17 protein-coding genes are annotated in these 20537 nt (G+C 69.0%); 7 read left to right on the forward strand and 10 right to left on the reverse strand.

Translation table 11 applies throughout. From position 1 onward, the window contains the following. The 4 genes from H5J31_RS36140 to H5J31_RS36155 all read left to right on the forward strand — a co-directional run. Nucleotides 1-639, forward strand: a 639-nt coding sequence (locus H5J31_RS36140) for a Fic family protein (protein ID WP_181777175.1), incomplete at its 5' end; no start/stop codon positions are given. Between the two features lie 162 nt (nt 640-801). After that, nucleotides 802-1560 carry a 3-hydroxybutyrate dehydrogenase gene (locus H5J31_RS36145; RefSeq protein WP_181777176.1) on the forward strand — a complete coding sequence of 253 codons (759 nt, stop codon included), beginning with the start codon at nt 802-804 and terminating at the stop codon, nt 1558-1560. Nucleotides 1561-1583: 23 nt separating this feature from the next. Further along, entirely contained in the window at nt 1584-2900 is a 1317-nt protein-coding gene (locus H5J31_RS36150) for an MFS transporter (protein ID WP_181777177.1), read from the forward strand. Then, nucleotides 2897-4732 (forward strand): helix-turn-helix domain-containing protein, encoded by a 1836-nt coding sequence (locus H5J31_RS36155; RefSeq protein ID WP_181777178.1) that lies wholly within the window; start codon nt 2897-2899, stop codon nt 4730-4732. The genes H5J31_RS36150 and H5J31_RS36155 overlap by 4 nt, the downstream gene beginning before the upstream one ends. Here H5J31_RS36155 and H5J31_RS36160 read toward each other — a convergent pair. Together H5J31_RS36160 and H5J31_RS36165 are read right to left on the reverse strand one after the other, a co-directional pair. Further along, complete coding sequence (locus H5J31_RS36160) at nt 4710-5294, reverse strand: nitroreductase family protein (protein ID WP_181777179.1); 585 nt, start codon at nt 5292-5294, stop codon at nt 4710-4712. The genes H5J31_RS36155 and H5J31_RS36160 overlap by 23 nt on opposite strands. A gap of 4 nt (nt 5295-5298) precedes the next feature. Continuing rightward, complete coding sequence (locus H5J31_RS36165) at nt 5299-6573, reverse strand: tannase/feruloyl esterase family alpha/beta hydrolase (protein ID WP_181777180.1); 1275 nt, start codon at nt 6571-6573, stop codon at nt 5299-5301. A 118-nt stretch (nt 6574-6691) separates the two neighbouring features. On the opposite strand from H5J31_RS36165, the gene H5J31_RS36170 reads away from it, so the two are divergent. Further along, entirely contained in the window at nt 6692-7546 is an 855-nt protein-coding gene (locus H5J31_RS36170; protein ID WP_181777181.1) for an extracellular catalytic domain type 1 short-chain-length polyhydroxyalkanoate depolymerase, read from the forward strand. Here H5J31_RS36170 and H5J31_RS36175 read toward each other — a convergent pair. Continuing rightward, complete coding sequence (locus H5J31_RS36175) at nt 7523-7828, reverse strand: ArsR/SmtB family transcription factor (RefSeq protein ID WP_181777182.1); 306 nt, start codon at nt 7826-7828, stop codon at nt 7523-7525. The two genes, H5J31_RS36170 and H5J31_RS36175, sit on opposite strands and share 24 nt — an antisense overlap. Nucleotides 7829-7879: 51 nt before the next feature. Here H5J31_RS36175 and H5J31_RS36180 point away from each other — a divergent pair, with 51 nt between their 5' ends. Next, on the forward strand, nt 7880-9049 hold the full coding sequence (locus H5J31_RS36180; protein WP_181777183.1) for an MFS transporter: 1170 nt from the start codon (nt 7880-7882) through the stop codon (nt 9047-9049). A 170-nt stretch (nt 9050-9219) separates the two neighbouring features. Here the strand turns inward: H5J31_RS36180 and nicT are convergent, their stop codons facing one another. The 7 genes from nicT to H5J31_RS36215 all read right to left on the reverse strand — a co-directional run bounded on the left by nicT (nt 9220) and on the right by H5J31_RS36215 (nt 18850). Beyond that, nucleotides 9220-10332: a Nickel transporter NicT gene (gene nicT, locus H5J31_RS36185; RefSeq protein ID WP_181777184.1), complete on the reverse strand. Its 1113-nt coding sequence runs from the start codon at nt 10330-10332 to the stop codon at nt 9220-9222. Between the two features lie 74 nt (nt 10333-10406). Beyond that, nucleotides 10407-11336, reverse strand: a complete 930-nt coding sequence (locus H5J31_RS36190; protein ID WP_181777185.1) for an N-acetylmuramic acid 6-phosphate etherase — start codon at nt 11334-11336, stop codon at nt 10407-10409. Nucleotides 11337-11353: 17 nt separating this feature from the next. Next, nucleotides 11354-12325 carry a MurR/RpiR family transcriptional regulator gene (locus H5J31_RS36195; protein WP_328701701.1) on the reverse strand — a complete coding sequence of 324 codons (972 nt, stop codon included), beginning with the start codon at nt 12323-12325 and terminating at the stop codon, nt 11354-11356. A 237-nt stretch (nt 12326-12562) separates the two neighbouring features. Next, the gene (locus H5J31_RS36200) at nt 12563-14338 is read right to left on the reverse strand and encodes a serine hydrolase (RefSeq protein ID WP_181777186.1); all 1776 of its coding nucleotides are present in this window, start codon (nt 14336-14338) and stop codon (nt 12563-12565) included. Between the two features lie 11 nt (nt 14339-14349). Next, on the reverse strand, nt 14350-15630 hold the full coding sequence (locus H5J31_RS36205) for an exo-beta-N-acetylmuramidase NamZ family protein (protein WP_181777187.1): 1281 nt from the start codon (nt 15628-15630) through the stop codon (nt 14350-14352). After that, on the reverse strand, nt 15627-17432 hold the full coding sequence (locus H5J31_RS36210) for a glycoside hydrolase family 3 protein (RefSeq protein WP_181777188.1): 1806 nt from the start codon (nt 17430-17432) through the stop codon (nt 15627-15629). The genes H5J31_RS36205 and H5J31_RS36210 overlap by 4 nt, the downstream gene beginning before the upstream one ends. 620 nt (nt 17433-18052) lie before the next feature. Beyond that, entirely contained in the window at nt 18053-18850 is a 798-nt protein-coding gene (locus H5J31_RS36215) for an HAD family hydrolase (protein WP_181777189.1), read from the reverse strand. A gap of 600 nt (nt 18851-19450) precedes the next feature. Between H5J31_RS36215 and ssd the strand changes: the two genes are divergently transcribed. After that, nucleotides 19451-20524 (forward strand): septum site-determining protein Ssd, encoded by a 1074-nt coding sequence (gene ssd / locus H5J31_RS36220; protein ID WP_181777190.1) that lies wholly within the window; start codon nt 19451-19453, stop codon nt 20522-20524. Nucleotides 20525-20537 lie beyond the last annotated feature (13 nt).

The following is a 20537-nucleotide window of genomic DNA, read 5'->3' on the forward strand; positions in this document are numbered from 1 at the left end:
TGGGCAAGCCGACCAGCCCGGACGACTACATCCGCGACGGCGTCCGTGCGGTCGGCGCGGGCGTCGGCCGGTATCGAAGGTGCCGCGCCCGAACTGCCGGAATCCGGCGAAGTGACCGATCCGGTGCTGACGGGCGCGCTGCGCGTCGCCGAGGCCTTGGAGGGTCTGCTCCCGACCTGGCGGCGTGCGCCGCTGCAGGCCCTGGCGCGGCTGCACGTCCTCGCCGCGTCCGATCTGGTCTCCGATTCCGACTCGCTCGGGCGGCCGAAGTCGTCCGGTGACGTCGGGCCGCGGCTGGAGATGCTGGCGCAACTGGTCACCGGCGGGTCGTCGGTCCCGGGGCCGGTGCTGACCGCCGTCGTGCACGGGGAACTGTTGGCGCTCAAGCCTTTCGGCTCCGCGGACGGCGTCGTCGCGCGTGCGGCGGCCCGGCTTTCGGCGGTGGCGACGGGCCTGGACCCGAAGGCCCTGACGGTTCCCGAGGTCGCGTACTTCCGGCGCGTGCCGAAGTACCTCGAAGCCGCTTCGGCCTTCAGCGCCGGGACTCCCGAGGGCGTCCGGTCGTGGCTGCTCTTCTCGTGCGAAGCCTTCGAGGCCGGCGCCCGCGAGGCGAAGTCCATCTCGGACGCCGCCGGCTGACCCCTTTCACGCGTTTAGTCCTCTGGATGCGGTCCTTGCGCGCGCAACTACCGCATCCAGAGGACTAAACGCGAGGGTGTGGGGAGTGCATACGGGATCTTGAGCAGGTGTGGTGAGTAACCACATGGTTTAAGCGGCCACGGCGACCTAACGTCGTCGGGCATGAGTGGTGCGTATCACAACGACCTGGCCGGTAAGTCCGCGCTGGTCACGGGCGCGGCGAGCGGGATCGGGCTGGCCTGCGCCGAAGCGCTCGCCGAAGCCGGGGCCAAGGTCCACCTCGTCGACATCGACGACGCCGTCGAGAAGGCGGCGGCCGAGGTCGGCGGCATCGCGCACGTCGTCGACCTCACCGACGCCCAGGCCATCGAGACACTTCCGGCCGAGATCGACATCCTCGTCAACAACGCCGGCTTCCAGCACATCGCGCCGATCCACGAGTTCCCGCCGGAGACGTTCACCCGGATCCAGGCGCTCATGGTCACCGCGCCGTTCCTGCTGATCCGCCGCGTGCTGCCGCGAATGTACGACCGCGGCTGGGGGCGCGTCGTCAACATGTCCAGCGTCCACGGTCTGCGCGCGAGCCCGTTCAAATCCGCGTACGTCACCGCGAAGCACGCTCTCGAAGGCCTCTCGAAGGTCACCGCGCTCGAAGGCGCGGAACACGGCGTGACCAGCAACTGCGTCAATCCCGGTTACGTCCGGACTCCGCTGGTCACCGGCCAGCTCCAGGCGCAGGCCGAGGAGCACGGCCTCGAACGCGACGCCGTCATCGAGCAGGTCCTGCTTCGCCGTTCGGCGATCAAACGGCTCATCGAACCCGAGGACGTCGCGGCTTGCGTCCTCTGGCTGTGCGGCCGCTCCGCCGCCCATGTCACCGGTACCTCGATCCCCCTCGACGGCGGCTGGACCGCCGCGTGAAACCCCAAGGAAAGGAACGCCCGGTGACCACGCAGAACCGTGGCTCGATCGCGAAGGTCGTCAGCGCCAGCCTGATCGGAACGACGATCGAGTGGTACGACTTCTTCCTCTACACCTCCGCCGCGGCGCTGGTGTTCGGCAAATTGTTCTTCCCCACCAACGATCCGCTGACCGGCACGCTGCTCGCGTTCCTCACCTACGCCGTCGGTTTCCTCGCGCGGCCGATCGGCGGGCTGGTGTTCGGGCACTTCGGCGACCGCGTCGGCCGCAAGAAGCTGCTGGTGCTGAGCCTGCTGCTGATGGGCGGCTCGACCTGCTTGATGGGTGTCCTCCCGACGTACGCGACCGTCGGTGTCCTGGCGCCGATCCTGCTCACGCTCCTGCGCCTGGTGCAGGGTTTCGCGCTCGGCGGGGAATGGGGCGGCGCGGTGCTGATCGTCTCCGAACACGGGGACGACGAACGCCGCGGGTTCTGGGCGTCGTGGCCGCAGTGCGGGGCGCCGGGCGGGAACCTGCTCGCGACGGCGGTCCTCGCGATCCTCGCGGCGACCCAGTCGGACGAGGCGTTCCTCAGCTGGGGCTGGCGGATCCCGTTCCTGCTCTCCGGGGTGCTCGTGATCATCGGGCTGTGGATCCGGCTCGCGGTCAGCGAATCGCCGGTCTTCCTCGCCGCGCAGGAGAAGAGCAAGCCCGAGCACGCGCCGGTCGTCGAGGTGTTCCGGAAGAACTGGCGTGCGGTGCTGATCACGATCGGCTCGCGGATGGCGGAGAACGTCTCGTACTACGTGATCACCGCGTTCATCCTCGTCTACGTCACCACCGGGCTCGGCCTGCCGAAATCGGTCGGGCTCAACGCGGTGCTCATCGGCTCGGCCGTGCACTTCGTGACGATTCCCTTGTGGGGCATCCTTTCCGATCGCCTCGGGCGACGGCCGGTGTACCTCTTCGGCGCGATCGGCATGGCGGCGTGGAGCTTCGCGTTCTTCGCGATGCTCGATACGAAGAACTCGGCCGTCATCATTCTCGCGGCGACCATCGGACTCGTCCTGCACGGCGCGATGTACGGACCGCAGGCGGCGTTCTTCTCCGAGCAGTTCCCGACGCGGGTCCGCTACACCGGCCTCTCGGTGGGCGGGCAGCTGTCGTCGATCGCCGCGGGCGCGGTGGCGCCGCTCATCGCGGTCGCGCTGTTCAAGGAGTTCGGCAGCACGATCCCGGTCTCGCTCTACGTCGTCGCGATGTGCGCGCTGACGGTGATCGCGCTGCTGGCCGCCCGCGAGACCAAGGGTGAATCCCTGCATTCCGAAGTTCTCACGGAGCGCGCTCACGTGTCAGCATGACCTCTGTGGACGGTTCCGCGCAGTTGCGCCGGCTGCTCGAACTGCTCGCCTCCGGGGCGGGCAGCGAGCAGCTGGCGCACGTCCCGGTCGATCCGAAGGCGACCGAGCTGGCGCTGCGGATCCGGGACACCGTCGCCGAACACCGGCGGCGCGAGGCGGAGCTGGCCGCGTTGTTCGACACGGCCAGCGACCTCGCCCGGCTCGACGATCCGGACGCCGTCCTGCGTTCGATCGTGCGGCGGGCGCGGGCGCTGCTCGGGGTGGACGTCTCGTATCTCAGCCTCAAGAACGAGGCCGAAGGCAACACCTACGTCCGGGTGACCGACGGTTCGGTTTCCGCCCTGTTCCAGGACATCGTGCTGGGGATGGGCGAGGGGCTCGGCGGGCTGGTCGCGCAGACGGCGCGGCCGTACGCCACATCGGATTACTTCAACGACAAGCGTTTCCATCACACGTCGTCGATCGACACCGGGGTGCTCGACGAGGGGTTGACGGCGATCCTCGGCGTGCCGCTGGCGATCGGCAGCAAGGTCATCGGCGTCCTCTTCGCGTCGGACCGGACCGTGCGGGAGTTCAGCCCCGAGGAGGTCGCGCTGCTGTCGTCGCTGGCCGACCACGCGGCGATCGCCCTGGACAACGCGCATCTGCTCGACGAGACGCGACGCGCCGTCGCGGAGTTGAACGACGCCAACGCGACGATCAGCGCGCACAACGAGGCGATGCGGCGGGCCGAAGACGCGCACGACCGGCTGATGGATCTCGTCCTGCGCGGCGGTGACCTGGCCGAGGTCGCCGCCGCGGTCGCGGGCGTCCTCGGCGGCGGGATCGCCGTCTACGACGCCGACGGCGCGGTCCTGGCCAGGACGGACGGCGGGCTACGGCTTTCGCGGACGGCGGTCTCGGCGTCCCGGGCCAGCGGACGCGCGGTGTCCACCGAGGACGGCTGGGTCTGCGCGGTCCAAGCGGGGAAGGAGTTCTTGGGCAGTCTGGTGCTGGGCGGCGGGCCGTCGCTCGGCGAGGCGGACCGGCGGCTGTTCGAGCGGGCGGGCGTGGTCACCGCGGTCCTGCTGATGCAGCGGCGTTCCGTCGCGCGGGCCGAGGACGAGGTGCGCGGAGAGCTGCTGTCGGACCTGCTCACCGCGCCCGGCCGCAATCCCGCCGCCTTGATGGCGCGAGGTCGTCGGCTGGGAGTCGATTTGTCGACACCGCATGCCGTGCTGATCGCCCATTCCGACGACGTCTCGCGGCGACGGCTCGCCACCGCGGCCGCGCGCCGGGCGGATCTGGTCGGTGTCCACGCCGACGAGGTCGTCCTGCTGGTCAAGGGTGAGGATCCCGGGGAGCTGGCGCGATCCGTCGCCGCCGAACTCGCGTCCACAATGGACTGCGTGGTGACGGTGGGCGCCGCGGGGCCGGCCGCTTCCCCGCAGGGGCTCGCCGAGGCGCACGCCGAAGCCGCCCGCTGTGTCGCGTCGCTCCTGGCTCTCGGCCGGGCGGGTGAGGGCGCGAGCATGGCCGACCTCGGGTTCGTCGGCCTGCTTTTGGGCGAGCACGCCGATCTCGCCGCCTACGTGACGGCCACGATCGGCCCGGTGCTCGACTACGACGAGCGGCGCGGAACGGATCTGATCGGCACGCTTCTCGCGTATTTCTCCTGCGGCGGCAACCTGACGCGCGCGAAGGACCTTCTTCACGTGCACGTCAACACCGTCGTGCAGCGGCTGGACCGCGTCGCTTCGCTGCTCGGCGAGGAATGGCAGGCGCCCGAGCGCGCGCTGGAACTCCAGCTCGCGCTCAGGCTGCACAGCCTCACCAATGACCGAAACGGATGACCTCGGCGAAGTCGCGACGCTGAATGGTCGTCGCCGACGAACCCGGCGACGGACCGGGCTCGTCACCGTGGCCGAGCGCGATGACGCCGATCGGGTCATGATCCGCCGGCACGCCGAACTCGCTGTGGATCCGCTCGACGCTTTCCGGGGCCAGCCCGAAGAACACCGCGCCCAGGCCCTCGTCCACCGCGGTCTGGAGGATCAGCAGCGCCGCCATCCCGGTGTCGACGTCCCAGTAGGGCACCCGCCACCATGAGTCGTCCCCTTGGGCGAAACCCTTGTCGGGCTTGGCATAGCGGTCCAGGTAGGCGTTCTTGACCGAGAGCGGCACGATCGCGACCGGTGCCGTCGTCACCGTCGAAGGTGCCCAGCTGGCCGCGAACTCCCAGAATCGTTCGAGTTCCTCTCCGGTGAGGACAAGGAATCCTTGCCCTTGCGAGAAACCCGCTGACGGCCCGCGCAGCGCGTTCTGCAGAATACGCCGCAGGCTCTCCTCGGCGACCGGCTCGTCGGTGAATTTCCGGACCATCCGACGGCGTCGTACGACGTCCTGGAATTCCATCCGATCAGCTTAGTGCGCAAGTGGTCGCGAGGTCACCGTTCGCGCGGGGGATCGTCGCCGACGCGGGCGGCCGGACGCCGTCGAGCCAGCCTTCGAGAAGGGTGAAAGCGGTCCGGAAGCACGGGCCGATCGGGCGCAGTTCATCCGGATGGAGGTCGAAAAGACCGTCGACGTGATTGCCGTCCACGATCCGGAAGTAGCGCTGGAGCCCGGCGCGGCCCTGCGCGGCGATCATGCGCTGGTAGACGTCGGAATCGTGGGTGATCGGCAGGAGCGTGTCCAGGGTTCCGTGCAGGGTGATCAGCGGTTTCCCGATCTTGCCGGTCAACGAGACGCGTTCGACGGCGCGGTGCACCGCCTTGGGCCGCGAGGCGTAGTCGTAGTCGGTCCCGGTGAACGAGGGATCGAATTCGGCCTGGTAGATGCGTTGCGTCAGGCCCCAGTAGACGTCGTTGTGGTACTGCCACAGGAATTCGGACCCCGGTGCGAAACCAGCGTCGAGAATCGCTTTGTGCGCCTCCCCGGAACCGGCGACATAGGCCGGATAAGCCTTGATGGCGGGCGGAAGGAAGGTGAACGGATTCGGTCCGTTCTCGTGCCAGAGGGTGCCTTCCCAGTCGATTCCGCCGTCGTAGAGCCACGGCCGGTTCTCGAGTTGCCAGCGGACGAGGTAGCCGCCGTTCGACATCCCCGCCGCGAGTGTGCGGTTCGGAAGCCGGCCGTAGCGGTGTGCGACCGCGGCCTTCGCGGCGATGGTCAGCTGCGTGACCCGGGTGTTCCACTCGGCGAGCGCGTCACCCGGACGGCGTCCGTCGGTGTGGAAGTCGGCGCCGGTGTTGCCCTTGTCGGTGGCCGCGAACGCGTAACCCGCGGCGAGGACCTGGTCGCCGATCGCGCGGTCGTTCGCGTACTGCCGTCGCACGCCGGGCGAACCCGAGACGACGAGGCCACCGTTCCAGCGGTCGGGAAGGCGCAGCACGAACTGGGCGTCGTGGTTCCAGCCGTGCGTGGTGTTGGACGTCGACGTGTCCGGGAAGTAGCCGTCGATCTGGATGCCGGGAACGCCCCGCGGGACGGGGAAGCCCGCCGAAGTCAGGCCCGCCCAGTCCGCTTGGACCGTATGCCCGGTGGTGAGCGTGCCGGTGGTGGTCAGATCGTCCAAACAGGACTGTCGCTGTTTCGCGGCCCCGGGAACGCGCACGGAAGCGCATCCGCTCGCCGCAGCTTCGGCGGGCGTGATCAGGGCCAGCATCATCGCGAGGACCAGGAAGAGCCGCATCGGACGACGGTAAGCAGGTCGCTCGCGGATCGGTATCCGTCCCGGCCACACAAATCGCGCCGTCACTGTGGTGGTCGTCCACGTGGGAACGACGCGATGTCGTTCTTAGCATGAGGTGATGCGAAAACTCCTCATCGGCGCGGTGGTTTCGGCATTGGCCCTTCTTCTCCCTACTCCGGCACAGGCGGCGGCGATCCGTCCGGTGACCGGGTTCGGGAGCAATCCCGGTGCGTTGCAGATGTTCGAGTACGTCCCCGACGGGCTGCCGTCCGGACGTCCGGCGGTGGTCGTGCTGCACGGCTGTACCCAGGACGCCGCCGGTTACGCGCGCGGCTCCGGCTGGATCGGGCTCGCGGACAGCCTGCGCTTCAAACTCGTTCTGCCACAACAGGTTTCGGTGAACAACTTCAACAAATGCTTCAACTGGTTCCAGTCGGCCGACATCAAACGAGGCTCCGGGGAAGCGGAATCGATCGCGCAGATGGCGCGGCACGCGGCCGGGAGCCGGACCTACGTGACCGGTCTTTCGGCCGGTGGAGCGATGACCTCGGTGATGCTGGCCGCGTATCCGGAACTGTTCGCGGGCGGCGGCGTCGTCGCCGGACTGCCGTACGGCTGCGCGACCTCGATGATCGACGCGTACTCCTGCATGAATCCCGGCAAGGATCTGACGCCGAAGCAGTGGGGCGACAAGGTCCGGGCCGCGAGTACGGGTGCGCGTTCCCCGGTCAGTGTCTGGCACGGGACCGCGGACTACACGGTCGCTCCCGCGAACCTGCGCGAGCTCGCCGAGCAGTGGACCGACGTCGGCGCGGCCGTCGACACGCACGCGATCGACGGCATGGGACACGGGCAGCCGATCGCCCCTCGGGCGGGCTGCGGCGTGGCGGGCGCGTATCTGCTCGACGTCGGCGTGTGCGCCGCGGGAGAACTTGCGACGAAGTGGCGCCTAGGCGAGAACGGCGTCCAGTAGTCCCGGGAAACGCTTGTGGACGTCCTCGGTCCGTAGCTCGACCCAGCGGGTCCGGCCTTCGACGAAGGTCGTCGTCAGGCCGGCCTCGCGGAGGACCTTCCAGTGGTGGGAGAGCGTCGGCGCGCTGATCTCGACGTCGTACTCGGTGATGGCGCAGCTTCGCGGCGAAGTATTGCTTCGCAGGGCGCGGATCAGCTCCAGGCGCACGGGATCCGCCAGCGCCTGGAGCACCCGCACGATGTCGATCTCGGCGGTCGCCGGCTGCGGCAGCGTGCTGCTCACGTCGCTCCAACTGTTTGACAGTCATCGAATAGTCCGGCCACTATACCTCCCATGACGATTCGACGATCATCAAATGATCGGCTCGCCTTGGGGGCTCTGCTGGTACTCGCCGTCGGGACGTTCACCGTCGGTACCGACGGGTTCGTCTTGAACGGGCTGCTGCCCACCATCGCCGCCGACCTGAGTGTTTCCGAAGCCGCCGCGGGCCAGCTGACCACGGTCTTCGCGGTGACCTACGCGGTCTCCTCGCCGCTCATCGCGGCCTTCACCGGACGACTCGACCGCCGCTGGGTGCTCGGCGCCGGAATGCTGCTGTTCACGATCGGCATGGCCGGTCAGGCGCTCGGCGAGTCCTTCGCCGTCGTCGCCGTCGCTCGCGTGCTGGCCGCCCTCGGCGCCGCCGCGTTCCAGTCCAACGCCTACGTCCTGGCCGGCGCGCTGTCGTCGGACGAGCGACGCGGTCGCGCTCTGGCCACCGTCTCCGCCGGGATGAGCGTGTCGATCGTGCTCGGCGTGCCGATCGGCGTACTCGCCGGGAACTGGTTCGGCTGGCGCGTGGTGATGTGGGGGATCGGTGCGGTGGGCGTGGTGGTGGCGCTGCTCGTGCCGCTGCTGCCCGCGGTCCGGGTGCCGACGGTGAACCTGCGCGACCGGCTCGCCGTCGTCGTCAGGCCGCCGATCGCGCGTGTGCTGGGCGTCAGCGTCCTCGGCACCGCTGCCGCCTTCGCGGCCTTCGTCTACCTGCCGGTCTTGGTCGCTCCAGTGGCCGCGGGCGCGATGATCTCGTGGCTGCTCATCGGCTTCGGGATCGGGCAGATCGCGGGCAACGCCTTCGCGGGCCGGGCCACCGACATCCTCGGCTCCGCTCGCGTGCGTTCGATCTCGCTCGGGGGGACGGTGGTGACGCTCGCGCTGGTGGACGTCGCCGTGCTGAGCCTGCCCGGGGCACTGGTCCTCGCGCTGGCTTCGGGGGTGTTCGGCGGGATGTTGATGGTGCCGCAGCAGCACCGCCTGTTCTCGCTGGCGCCCGACGCGCCGACGGTCGCCTTGGGGCTCAACGGTTCCGCGATCTACGGCGGCGGTGCCCTCGGTGCCGCGTTGGGCGGCGTCGTCCTGTCCTCGGCGGGCGTCTGGTGGGTCGGCCCCGTCGCAGCCTTCGTCGCCTTGCTCGCCTTCGGGCTCGCGCTCTCTTCGCGCGCTCCGGTGCCCCAGCCCGCCTGAGCGGGGGAGCAAGGGACCTTTGCTACCACCCAGGCCGGGACTCCGGCTGCGGGAGAGTCGTCCGTTCAATCACGAGTGGCGTCCCTCCAATCACGCGAGTCGGCGCCCCAGTCACGCGAGTCGGCGCCGACCAGAGTGATAGCAAAGGTCCCTTGCTCTCTTTTCGCAGTTCAGGAGGGCTGTTCCGAGGGGAGCCGGGCCGACCAGCGCTCCTCGATACGCCCGAAACGCCAGACGGCGAGCGCGAGAACCCACGTGAGCACGAAGAGCGCTACGACCGCGTAGCCGACGTAGTCCAGGCTCAGTTCGCCGATCGCCGCGAGCGGGCCGGTCGTGATGCCGAAGCGTTCGGTGACGATCGAGATCACCTCGATCGTCCCGATGATCAGCGCGACCGCGACCGACAACGCCGTCACCGTGAGGTTGTAGTAGATCTTCCGCACCGGTTTCGCGAAGGCCCAGCCGTACGCGTAGTTCATGAAGCAGCCGTCGGCGGTGTCGAACAGCGACATCCCGGCCGCGAACAGGATCGGCAGCACCAGGATCGCGTACCAGGGCAGGGAGAACGCGGCCGCGCCACCGGCGAGCACCAGCAGGCTGATCTCCGTGGCGGTGTCGAAGCCGAGGCCGAACAGCACACCGATCGGATAGATGTGCCAAGGCTTTCGCACGGCCTTCGTGGCACCCCGGAGTAACCGGTTCATGAAGCCGCGGTTGTCGAGTTGCCGCTCCAGCGCCGCTTCGTCGAAATCGCCCCGGCGCATCCGCCGGAACACCTTCAAGATCCCGGCCAGCACCACCAGGTTCATGATCCCGATGAGGTACAGGAACACCGCCGAAACGGACGTCCCGATCAGCCCGGTCGCCTCGTGCAACGCCGACGAGTCGTCCTCGACGGCGCCGGCGAGCGCCCGGACACCGAGCGACAACAGCAGGCACAGGACGAAGACGATCGTCGAATGTCCCAGGGAGAACCAGAAACCCACCGAAAGCGGCCGCTGTCCCTCGGCCATCAGTTTGCGGGTGGTGTTGTCGATCGCGGCGATGTGGTCCGCGTCGAACGCGTGCCGCATCCCGAGCACGAAGGCGGTGACGCCGAGACCGATCCCGAACACGCCCGTGGCGCCGAGCTCATATTGGCGCGGCGCCACGAAAAGCGTCAGGACCCCCCAGCCCACGACGTTGAGCAGCAGGATGAATCCGGCCATCCCGGCGACGGACGCCCGTTCGCGTCGCGTGAGCGCGAGGCGTCGGGATGAACGGGGCTGTCCGCCGGTGCTCATGACCACCCGACCTCTCAGTGGTGAATACCTGAGAGCCTAAGCAGATGAGCAGGTGATGGGCAATCGGTGATATTTCAGCTCGCGCGCACCCGCAGGGAGTCGAGAGCCTTGCGTACGTGGCCGTCGCTGACAGCCAGCGCCTTCGCCGCGTCCGCGACGTCCTCGCCGGACAGCAGGTGGACCAGCGCGACCTTGAGGTCGCCGTCGGCCTCGGTGAGCGCGTCGGAACAGTCCGCCATGCTCATCCCGGTGGCCTCGCGCAGGATCCGGATGGTCCGCCCACGCAGCTTCGCGTTCGTCGCGCGCATGCTGACCATCAGGTTCGAGTACGTCCGCCCCAGCTTGATCATCGTCGCCGTGGAGAACGCGGTGAGGATGATCTTCTGCGCCGTACCCGCCTTCATCCGTGTCGACCCGGCGATCGCCTCGGGGCCGGTGTCCACCGCGATGAGGACGTCGACACCGGGCGGCATCACCGCGGCCGGGTTGCCCGAAACCAGGGCGGTGCGGGCGCCGCGACGGCTGGCCGCGGCCAGTGCGCCGAGGACGTAGGGCGTCCGGCCGGAAGCCGTCAGCCCGAGCACGAAGTCGCCCGGAGCGACGGCCTCGGCCACTTCGGCGGCTCCGGCCTTCGCGTCGTCCTCGGCGTCTTCGACGGCTTGGCGCAAGGCGCGCGCGCCGCCCGCGTGATGCGCGATGAACCAGTCGGAGGGCACGTTGAACGTCGGAACGAGTTCCGCCGCGTCCAACGTGGCCAGCCTGCCGGACGTGCCGGCCCCGAAGTAGTGCACGCGGTGCCCCGACCGCAGCGCCTCCACGGCGAAGTCGACCGCCCGGGCCACCTGCGGCAGCACCGCGGCGACGGCCTCGGGGACCCGGCGGTCCTCGGCGTTGATCGCGCCGAGGATGCCCATGGTCGACATCAGATCGATGTCGGTCGTCCGTGGATTGCGCTGTTCGGTTGGCGAATCGACGTGCACCACCTGGCGTGGGACGGTCATCATGCGCCTCACTTTTTCGCTCATTTGCCGGTTTCCCGCGGCCGGCGCCGCCCGTCGGGCCGGACGCCCAGACGGTGCGAACCCACCGCGTCCCTGGTCGCGTCGAGTGCGTTGACCGACGCGTCCATGTGCCGCTGCGCGACACCGATGAACAGGCAGTCGATGACGGTCAGCTGCGCGATGCGACTGGCGGTCGCACCGGAGCGGAACGTCGTTTCCCGTGCGGCCGTGGTCAGCACGTGGTCGGAGACCTCGGTGATCGGCGAACGCGGGAAGTTCGTCACGGCGACGGTGATCGCGCCGTGTTCGCGGGCCACGCGCAGCGCCTCGACGGTGTCCGTGGTCGCGCCCGTGTGCGAGATGCCGATGGCGACGTCTCCGGGGCTCAGCACGGCGGCCGAGGTCAGCATGATGTGCGTGTCGGACCAGGCGAAGCTGACCCGGCCGATGCGGTGCAGCTTCTGCTGCAGATCGGCGGCCACGAACGCGCTCGCGCCGACGCCGTAGACGTCCACACGGCCCGCGCCGGCCACGATGTCGATCACGCGCTGTAGCGACGGGACGTCGAGCTGGTCGGCTGTCTCCTCCACGGCACGCGCGTCCGCGAAGCTGACCTTGCCGATCACGGCGGCCAGGTCGTCCTCCGGGCCGATCTCGCCGCCGAGGTTCCGGCTGGACCGGGCCTCCGTGCGGGCGGTGTCGGCCGCCAAGGCGATCCTGAGCTGCGGATATCCGCCGACTCCGACGGCCTTGCAGAAGCGCGTGACCGTCGTTTCGCTGGTGTTCGCCGAGAGCGCGACCTCGGTGATGCTGCGTCGAGCGACCGACGCGGGGTCGTCGAGGACGACCTTCGCGACGCGCTGTTCCGCCCGGGCGAGCCCGGGCAGCAGTGAGCGGATCCGGACCAGCGGGCTCGCGTCGGCGTCCCGTGTCGGCTGCGCCGGCACGGACTCGGACGGTGCGACCGCGATTACGGATTCGGTATCGCCCACCGTGGGAAAGTTACTAACCGTTGGCATCTGCGACAAGGCTACCCACACCCTTCGGGAAGATCGCAACCTATCCGTGTCTGCGGATTCGATTTGCGATTAATCGTTGACCAGAAAGTCGCTAACCAGGTCCGGGCCGTTAACGAGGTCGAGCTAACGACTTGGCAACTTAGTGTCGCGACGCAAGCGGCTGTGTCCCGGTCAACGGGGCAGTACGGTCAGCGCAGCGGAGTGCCCTGGCTACCGAGCGCTCAATTGCCACCCGGTAGCACTAAAAGCGGCAGGGTCTTGCTCACCGTCGAGCAGTGAACGGCCGCGTTCAGTGACTTTCACACCATCCAAAGAAATTCCGCGTCCCGTGTAACGGGCATCGGTCGTGTAACGCCAGCGGAGGGTGATTTGTGAGCTTTGTGACACCTCGGCGCCGACCCGCCACCAAGCCCGATGACCATGCCCGCCGAGCCCCGGTCGGTCCCCGGCGGGGGCACCCGGTCCACTGGCACGCAGAGTAATCGTTTTCCAGGTGAGTCCGCCGTCGGTACTCATTTCCAAGAAAAGCGAATCGGTGGGTCCCTCGGTGTCCACGAAGGTGTCGAAGGAGACCTTCAGCGGGCCGCCACGGGTCCGTAACGCCGGGGTCGTGAGCGTGGCCGTGGAGACGTCTCCGGCGCCGCTGAACCACGAGTCCCGGCCGCGCACCGGACGGACCGCCATCGCCTTCGCGAGCGAGCTCGCCCACGTCTCCCTGGCGAGGTTGATCGAGCCCCAGTTCCGCGTCGGGTGCACGCGGTTGGTGAGCAGGATCGCGAACGACCTCGACAGCGGGTCGATCACCAGCGAGGTCCCGGTGAACCCGGTGTGCCCGGCGGTCGAGGGCGCCGACAGCGCGCCCATGTACCAGGGCTGGTCGAGTTCGAAGCCGAGCCCGTGGGAGTTGTCCGGGAACTTGTGGTTGTAGTTCGTCAGCATCGACTGGACGGTCTCCGGGCGCAGGATCCGCTGCCCCCGGTACACGCCGCCGTTGAGGATCGTCTGCGCCAGCACGGCCATGTCGGGCGCCGTGGAGAACACGCCCGCGTGCCCGGCGACGCCGCCCAGCGACCACGCGTTCTCGTCGTGGACCTCACCGCGTACAAGGCCGCGAGGCGGCTTCGCGGCGTACTCGGTCGCCGCGACCCTGGCGAGCTTCGACGCCGGCGGGTTGTACCCGGTGTCGGCCAGCCCCAGCGGAGCCGCGATGCGGTCCTGGACCACCTTGTCGAGCGGCGCCCCGGCCACCTTCTCGACCAGGAAGCCGAGCGTCAGCAGATTGATGTCGGAGTAGAGGTACGTGCTCCCCGGCGGGTTCTTCAACGGGCTGTCGAGGACGGCCTTCCGGCGCGACGGGATGTCCGGGTAGCCCTCCCACAGCGACGGAAGCGGCGTCGCGGCGAAGCCCGACACGTGCGTGAGGAGCTGCTGGACGGTGACGGACTCCTTGCCGTTCACCCCGAACTCCGGCAGGTACCGCACCACCGGCGCCGAGATGTCCAGCTTGCCGCTCTCGGCCAGCTGCATCACCGCGATGGAGGTGAACAGCTTCGAGATCGAGGCCATGTCGAAGATCGTGTCCGCGCGCATCGGGACCTGCTGCTCCGGCGGCAGTTCGGTGCCGGTCGCGTCGGCGTAGCGGACGGCACCGCCGACGGCCTGACGCTCGACGACCACGCCGTCGTGCGCCAGCAGGCCGACAGCCCCGGAGAAATGCGGATGCCCGGTGGCGTCCGGCTTCGTCCAGCCCTCGATGAACCGCTCCGCCGCCTTGATCGGCGCCGGGTCGAGACCGACGTCGCCGGGTGCCCCGTCGCGCAGCACCGTGGACGCGGGCGCGAAACCCGCGCGCGGCTTGTCGAACCGGCCCGCCACGTGGTCTCGCTGGTTTTCGGTACCCGGAATCGCCTGTGCTCCCGCCGTCGACAGCGTGGTCGCCGCGACCAGTACGGAAACGGTCGCGATCAGGATCTTCCTAGCATGCAAGGCCGTTCCCTTCAGCGGTAAAGAAGATGGCGACGGCGTTTCCGGTCGAACCCGGCCAGTTCCGCCTGCCAGGAGCCGACGATCTCGTCCACCCCGGCGCCCTTGTCGATCATCGTGCGCAGCCTGTCGGAACCCGAGAGCTTGTCGATGAAGTTGTCGGGCCGCCACTTGAACTTGTCCGGATGCACCTGTTTCGCGGTGACGAACATGGTCACCGCGGTGCGGATCGCGTCGAACGCGCGCGGGTCGGTGATCGTCACCTGCACGCCACCGCAGGGCTCGTTGACGAACTTGCCGAACGTCGGCACGAAGTACGCCTCACGGAACTTCACCCCGGGCAGGCGCAGCTCGCCGAGCTTCTCGCGCCAGCGCCAGTCGAGCCCCGGCGCGCCGACGATCTCGAACGGCCTGGTGGTGCCACGGCCTTCGGAGAACACAGTGCCCTCGAACATCCCGGTGCCGGGATAGACGAGCGCGGTGTCCGGTGTCGGCATGTTCGGGCTCGGCGGGATCCAGGTCAGCCCGGTGCGGTCGAAGAGCTGATCGCGCCGCCAGTCGCGTACTTCGACGATTTCGAGCTTGCCCGGAGTGACACCCTCGGCGGGGAGGAACTCGGCGGCGAAGAACCGCGCGAGTTCGCCGACGGTCATGCCGTGCTGCTGCACGATCGGCTTCCGGCCGATGCCCGAGGCGTAGGCCGGGTCGAGCAACGGCCCGGCCGCCTTGCCGCCCAACGGGTTCGGCCGGTCCAGCACGACCACCGCCGCGCCGACCTTCGCCGCCGCGACCATCGCCGTGTACAGCGACCAGATGTAGGTGTAGAACCGCGCGCCGACGTCGGCGATGTCGAAGACGACGGTGTCGACGCCGGCCTTCGTGAACATCCCGGCGAGCTTCGTCGCGTCGGCGCCGTACGCGTCGTACACGGGAACGCCGGTGCGTGGATCCGTGTAGTCGCCTTCGGAACCGCCCGCCTGCGCGCTGCCGCGGAAGCCGTGTTCGGGACCGAACGCGGCCAGCGGGCGGACGCCGGCGGCCACCATCGAGTCGACGATGTGGTCGCCGTTCGCCAGCACGCCGGTCGGGTTCGACAGCACGCCGAGCTTGCGACCGGACAGCGCCGCCCAGCCGCGGGCGGCGAGCACGTCCGCTCCGGTCCGGGTGAGCAAGGGACCTTTGCTATCACTTCGCGCCTCGGCCTGCGGCCGCGCCTGGGCGACCGAGGACCCGGCCGTCAGCGCGGGGACCGCGAGCGCCCCGGTGGCGAGGAAGTGACGGCGGTTGAGGCTCACCAGGTCAGCCCGTGGCCGAAGGGGTACTTCACCGTGCCGACGTCCTTGCCCGCGGGGACGTCCACCGGCAGCTTGCCCTGCGGCTTCGTCTTCCCGAGGATCACCTTCGCCAGCGCCTCGACCGACGGCGTGATGTAGCCGTAAGTCGCGAGCCACGTCTTGACCGGGTTGTCGTAGCCGGCGTCGTAAGGAATCTGCGCGGCGACGGCGACGACGGGCTTCCCGGTGTCGGCCAGCGCCTGCAACAGCTTGCCCTGCAACGGATACGTGCCGACGTTGTTGGTCAGCACCACGACCAGGTCGACGTTCTTCGCCGCCGCGACGGCCTGCGCGATCTGCGCGTCGGTCGGGGTCTGGCCGGTCTGCAGCGCGGTCGCCTGCGTGCCGTGGGCGGTGAGCTTCGAGGCCAGCAGCGTCGTCGTGCTCACGCCCCAGCCGGTCACGAGCGTCTTCGCGGGCTGCTGCTTGAGCGGCAGGACGCCGCCGTCGTTGCGGATCGCGGTGACCGACCGGTCGGCGATGCCCTGCGCGGTCGCGAGGTTGGCCGGGGTGCCGACCTTCGAGGCGACCTTGGCCGGGTCGACGAACGGCGAGGTCAGGATGCCCCGGTTCAGCTTGAGCTTGAGGATCCGCAGGACGCTCTCGTCGATGCGGCGTTCCGTCAGCTCACCCTTGCGGACCGCGTCGAGCACGGAGTTGATCGCTAGGTCGAGGTTCACCGGCATGAGCAGCTGGTCGATGCCCGCCTTCAGCGCGAGCACCGGGATCTCCGCGTCGGAATGCAGTTCGCGGACGCCCTCCATCGAGAGCGAGTCGGTGACGACGACGCCGCGGTAGCCGAGCTCCCCGCGCAGCTTCCCGGTGATGATCGGCTTCGACAGCGTGGCGGGCTCACCCGTCGGGTCGAGGCTGGGGAACTCGATGTGCGCGCTCATGATCGAGTCGATGCCCGCTTCGATGGCGGCCTTGAACGGCGGCACGTCGGTCTCGCGCCAGCTGGCCTCGGACCGGTCGATCCTGGGCAGTTCGAGGTGACTGTCCGTGGCCGCGTCACCGTGGCCGGGGAAGTGCTTCGCGGCGGCCGAGACGGTCTCGGTGCGGCGGCCGGAGTCTTGGAAGCCCTTGACCTGCGCGGCGACGTACTGGCTCGCGAGACCCGGCTGCCCGGAGAAGGAACGGACACCGATCACCGGGTTCGCCGGGTTGGAGTTCACGTCGGCGTCCGGCGCGAAGTCCTGGTTGATGCCGACGGCGCGCAGTTCGTGCCCGAGGATCCGGGCGGCCTCCTGAGCGGCCTTGGTGTCGCGGCCCGCCGAGATCGCCATCGCGTTCGGCAGTTCGGTGGCGGGGGCACCCATGCGGGTGACCGTGCCGCCCTCCTGGTCGGTCGCGATCTGCAACGGGATCCGCGCGCCGCTGCGGACGGCCGCCCGCTGCAGCCCGTTCGACAGCTTGGCGACCTGGACCGGGTCGTCGAAGTTGTCGCGGCTGTCGTTGTTGAAGTAGATGACGCCGCCCAGGTGGTACTTCTCGATCACCTGCGCGGGGGTGTCCACGCCGAAGTCGGCCTTGTTCTTGGCGTTGACCTCGTCGGCGGACTTCCCGTTCACCCACGTGACGAACAGCTGGCCGACCTTCTCCTCCAGGCTCAGCCCGCGCAGTTTCTGCTGCGCTTCCGCGTCGGCCGTCACCGGCTGCGCGGTCGCGGGAACGGCTGCGACGGCCAGGGTGAGCAGACCCGCGAGGGGCACGGCGAGCGCATGGATCCTCCGATGACGGGCGTGCGCGGTTCGGGTCGTCACCTCAAGCCTCCCAGAATCGTGCCTGACTCTCAGATGGAAAGAAGTCCACCTGGAAGCACTGATATCCGGAAGCTACCCACGAGCACTTTGCTTGTCCATCAGCCACTCGCACGAACGGTCCGTTCATACACAAAGGGACGCGAAGGGGCCTGTCATGCTGGAAAAAAAGGGGCGTGACCAGTGCGTGACCGGACCGGTCACGGAGGAAAGGGCGGGTATAACACTGGCGGCGCCCGTCGGCCGAAGCCGGCGGGCGCCGCCAGTCAGTGCGGGCAACTCGGGCGACCAAGCGTGCAACTCTGGTCGTACCTTCATGGACTCGGCGTCCGGCGTCCCGGTACGCAGTCCCTAGACGACGAGCCTCCCGCGGCGCGCTGCGCGTGGGTACCCGGTGTCCGCACACGGAGATTCGCCGGGGTGGAACAGGCTTCTCTTCTACCTGTTCCCTGGCCGACCGAACGTCCGCACCTACTTTCTACGCCGTGAGCCGGGTCACTTCAAGTGCGCAGACGGGTGCACCGGTACAGAGGCTCGATCTAGTGACACGGGCACCCTCAGCGACGGACAATTCGCGGCCCTGACTGCGAAAACCGGTTCGGTACCGCCGTGTGGGTGGGGGCTCAGCGGGGACGTTTGAGCCGGTTGTAGCCGTACCAGGTGGCTCCCGCGGCGACGGCGCCGAGCGCGACCAGGCCTGCCGACTTCGCCGGGATCCGGGTCCTCAGCGACATCGGATGTTCGAAGGCGAGGATTTCCCAGCCCTGTTCGGTGGCGTGCTTGCGCAGGACACGGTCGGGGTTGACCGCGTGTGGCCTGCCGACCACCTCGAGGAGCGGGATGTCGGTGCTCGAGTCGGTGTAGGCGTGGCACTGGGTGAGGTCGTAGCCGTACGTGGCGGCCAGTTGCTTCGCGGCGACGGCCTTGTTCTCGCCGTAGCAATAGAAATCGACTTCGCCGGAGTAGCGACCGTCCACGATCTGCATCCGGGTGGCCACGCTGCGCGTCGCGCCGAGCATTTCGGCGACCGGGGCGACGACCTCCTCGCCGGTCGCCGACAGCACCACGACGTCGTGCCCGTCCGCGCGATGCGACGAGATCAGCTCGGCGGCCTCCGCGTACACGAGCGGATCGACGACGTCGTGCAGCGTCTCCCGCACGATGGCGGACACCTGCGCCACGTCCCATCCGGTGCACAGCGCCGAAACCTCGGCCCGCATCCGCTCCGTCTTCGCCGCGTCCGCGCCCGCGAGTGAGAAAACGAGCTGTGCGTACGCGCTGCGAAGCGCGGCCCGACGGTTGATCAGGCCTTCGCGCAAAAGAGGTTTGCTGAAGGCGAGCGCGCTCGAAGACGCGATGATCGTCTTGTCGAGATCGAAGAACGCCGCGACCGGGCTCGGTGTCGTGCTGGGTTGGGCCACTCGCCAAGGATAGGAGAGCCGGACGGCGGCCCGCCCGTTGGTCGACCACGATCGGGAAACGGCGGTGGAAAATTCACGACCGCACATCGGATTCGGCGCGTCGTGCCGTTATCGAATTGTGGGTACCGGCGCGCACCGCAACGGGCCGATACCGGAGTTACAGTGAGATTGTCCCGGTGCGAACCGGGCCCTGGTTCAGTCCGACCCCCCGGGGCTGAACCCCAGGCGGCCCCCGTCCCTCCCCCCCTGGCGGGGGCCGCCCTTCAACTTCCCAGCCTGGGCAATGGTTTAGACCTTGTCGGCTGTGGAAAACCCCGGCGGTGCAAGGTCGAAGCGATCCACGCTGGACTCTTTTTCTTACTCCGCAACGCCTTTCACGCTCGGCTCAACCTGGTTCGGTGAAGGGCGTCGTCCGGCTGGGAAAAGCCGGAAAGTGTGCCAGAGGGGGCCGACAAAACGGCGGGAAAACGGTTTCCCGGCGCGGAGTTGTCCACAACACCCCGGTTGTCCACAGGCGGGGCGGAATGGCGTTGTGCGGTACCGGGACCCGGCGCGACCGTGGAGTCACAGCCCGAGTCCGACCGAACCCCTGGGGGAGCCATGGCCGAGGAACATCCGCTCGTCGTCGCCGGAGACGACATCCTGCTCGACGAGATCCTGCGTGTGGCCGCGGCCGCCGGCTGCGAGGTGGAACGCGCCCCCGATCTGGAGGCCGCCCGCGGGCGATGGGCGCGAGCGCCGCTCGTGGTGCTCGACGAGGAAGCGGCGCGGGCACCGAACAACCTGCTGCGGCGGCACAAGGTCTTCCTCGTCTGCAAGGGCGCGCCGACCCCGGTGACCTGGGAGCGCGCTTTCAACACCGGTTCGGAGAAGGTCCTTTCGCTACCGGACGAGGAAGGTGATCTCATCGGCGCGTTCGCCGACGTCGTCGACGGGCCGGCGCGGGACGACGGTGTCGTCATCGGGGTCGTCGGCGGTCGTGGCGGAGCCGGCGCCTCGGTACTGGCGGCCGCGGTCGCGTACCGGGCGGAACGGACCGGTGAAGGCGGACTGCTCGTCGACTGTGATCCGCTCGGCGGCGGCATCGACGTCCTCCTCGCCGCCGAACGGGATCGCGGGCCACGCTGGCCGGAACTCGACCTCGGCGGCCGGGTGTCCATGTCGGCATTGAGCGAAGCTTTGCCGCGAAAGCGGTACACGACCGGGTCACTGTCCTTTGTGTCCTACGGCCGGGGAGGCCGCGGTCCCGATCCGCGCGAGATCGAGGCCGTGCTGTCCGCGGGACGGCGGGCCGGCCGGACGGTCGTCTGCGATCTGCCGCGGTACTTCGGCCCGGAGATGTCCACCGTCATCGGACTGGCCGATCTCGTCGTGGTGGTCGTCCCCGCGGAACTCCGCGCCTGTGCCGCCGCGAAACTGGTCCTCGCGAAGCTCCGGAACCAGGCGGGGAGGATCGGCGTCGCCGTCCGGGGGCCCTCGCCCGCCGGACTGATCCCGCAGGAGATCGCCGACGCCGTGGGCGCCCCGCTCATCGCTTCGATGGGCCGGGAACGGTCCCTCTCGATGGCACTCGACCGCGGGGAGTTCGTCCTGAAGCACCGCGGGCAACTGGCCACGGCCGCCGCCGACGTCCTCGCCGCCGCCCGCGGGAATCTGGCGGGTGCCTTGCGATGACCGAAGATCTGGT

Source organism: Amycolatopsis pittospori (assembly GCF_013870525.1).
GTDB classification, from domain to species: Bacteria; Actinomycetota; Actinomycetes; order Mycobacteriales; family Pseudonocardiaceae; genus Amycolatopsis; species Amycolatopsis pittospori.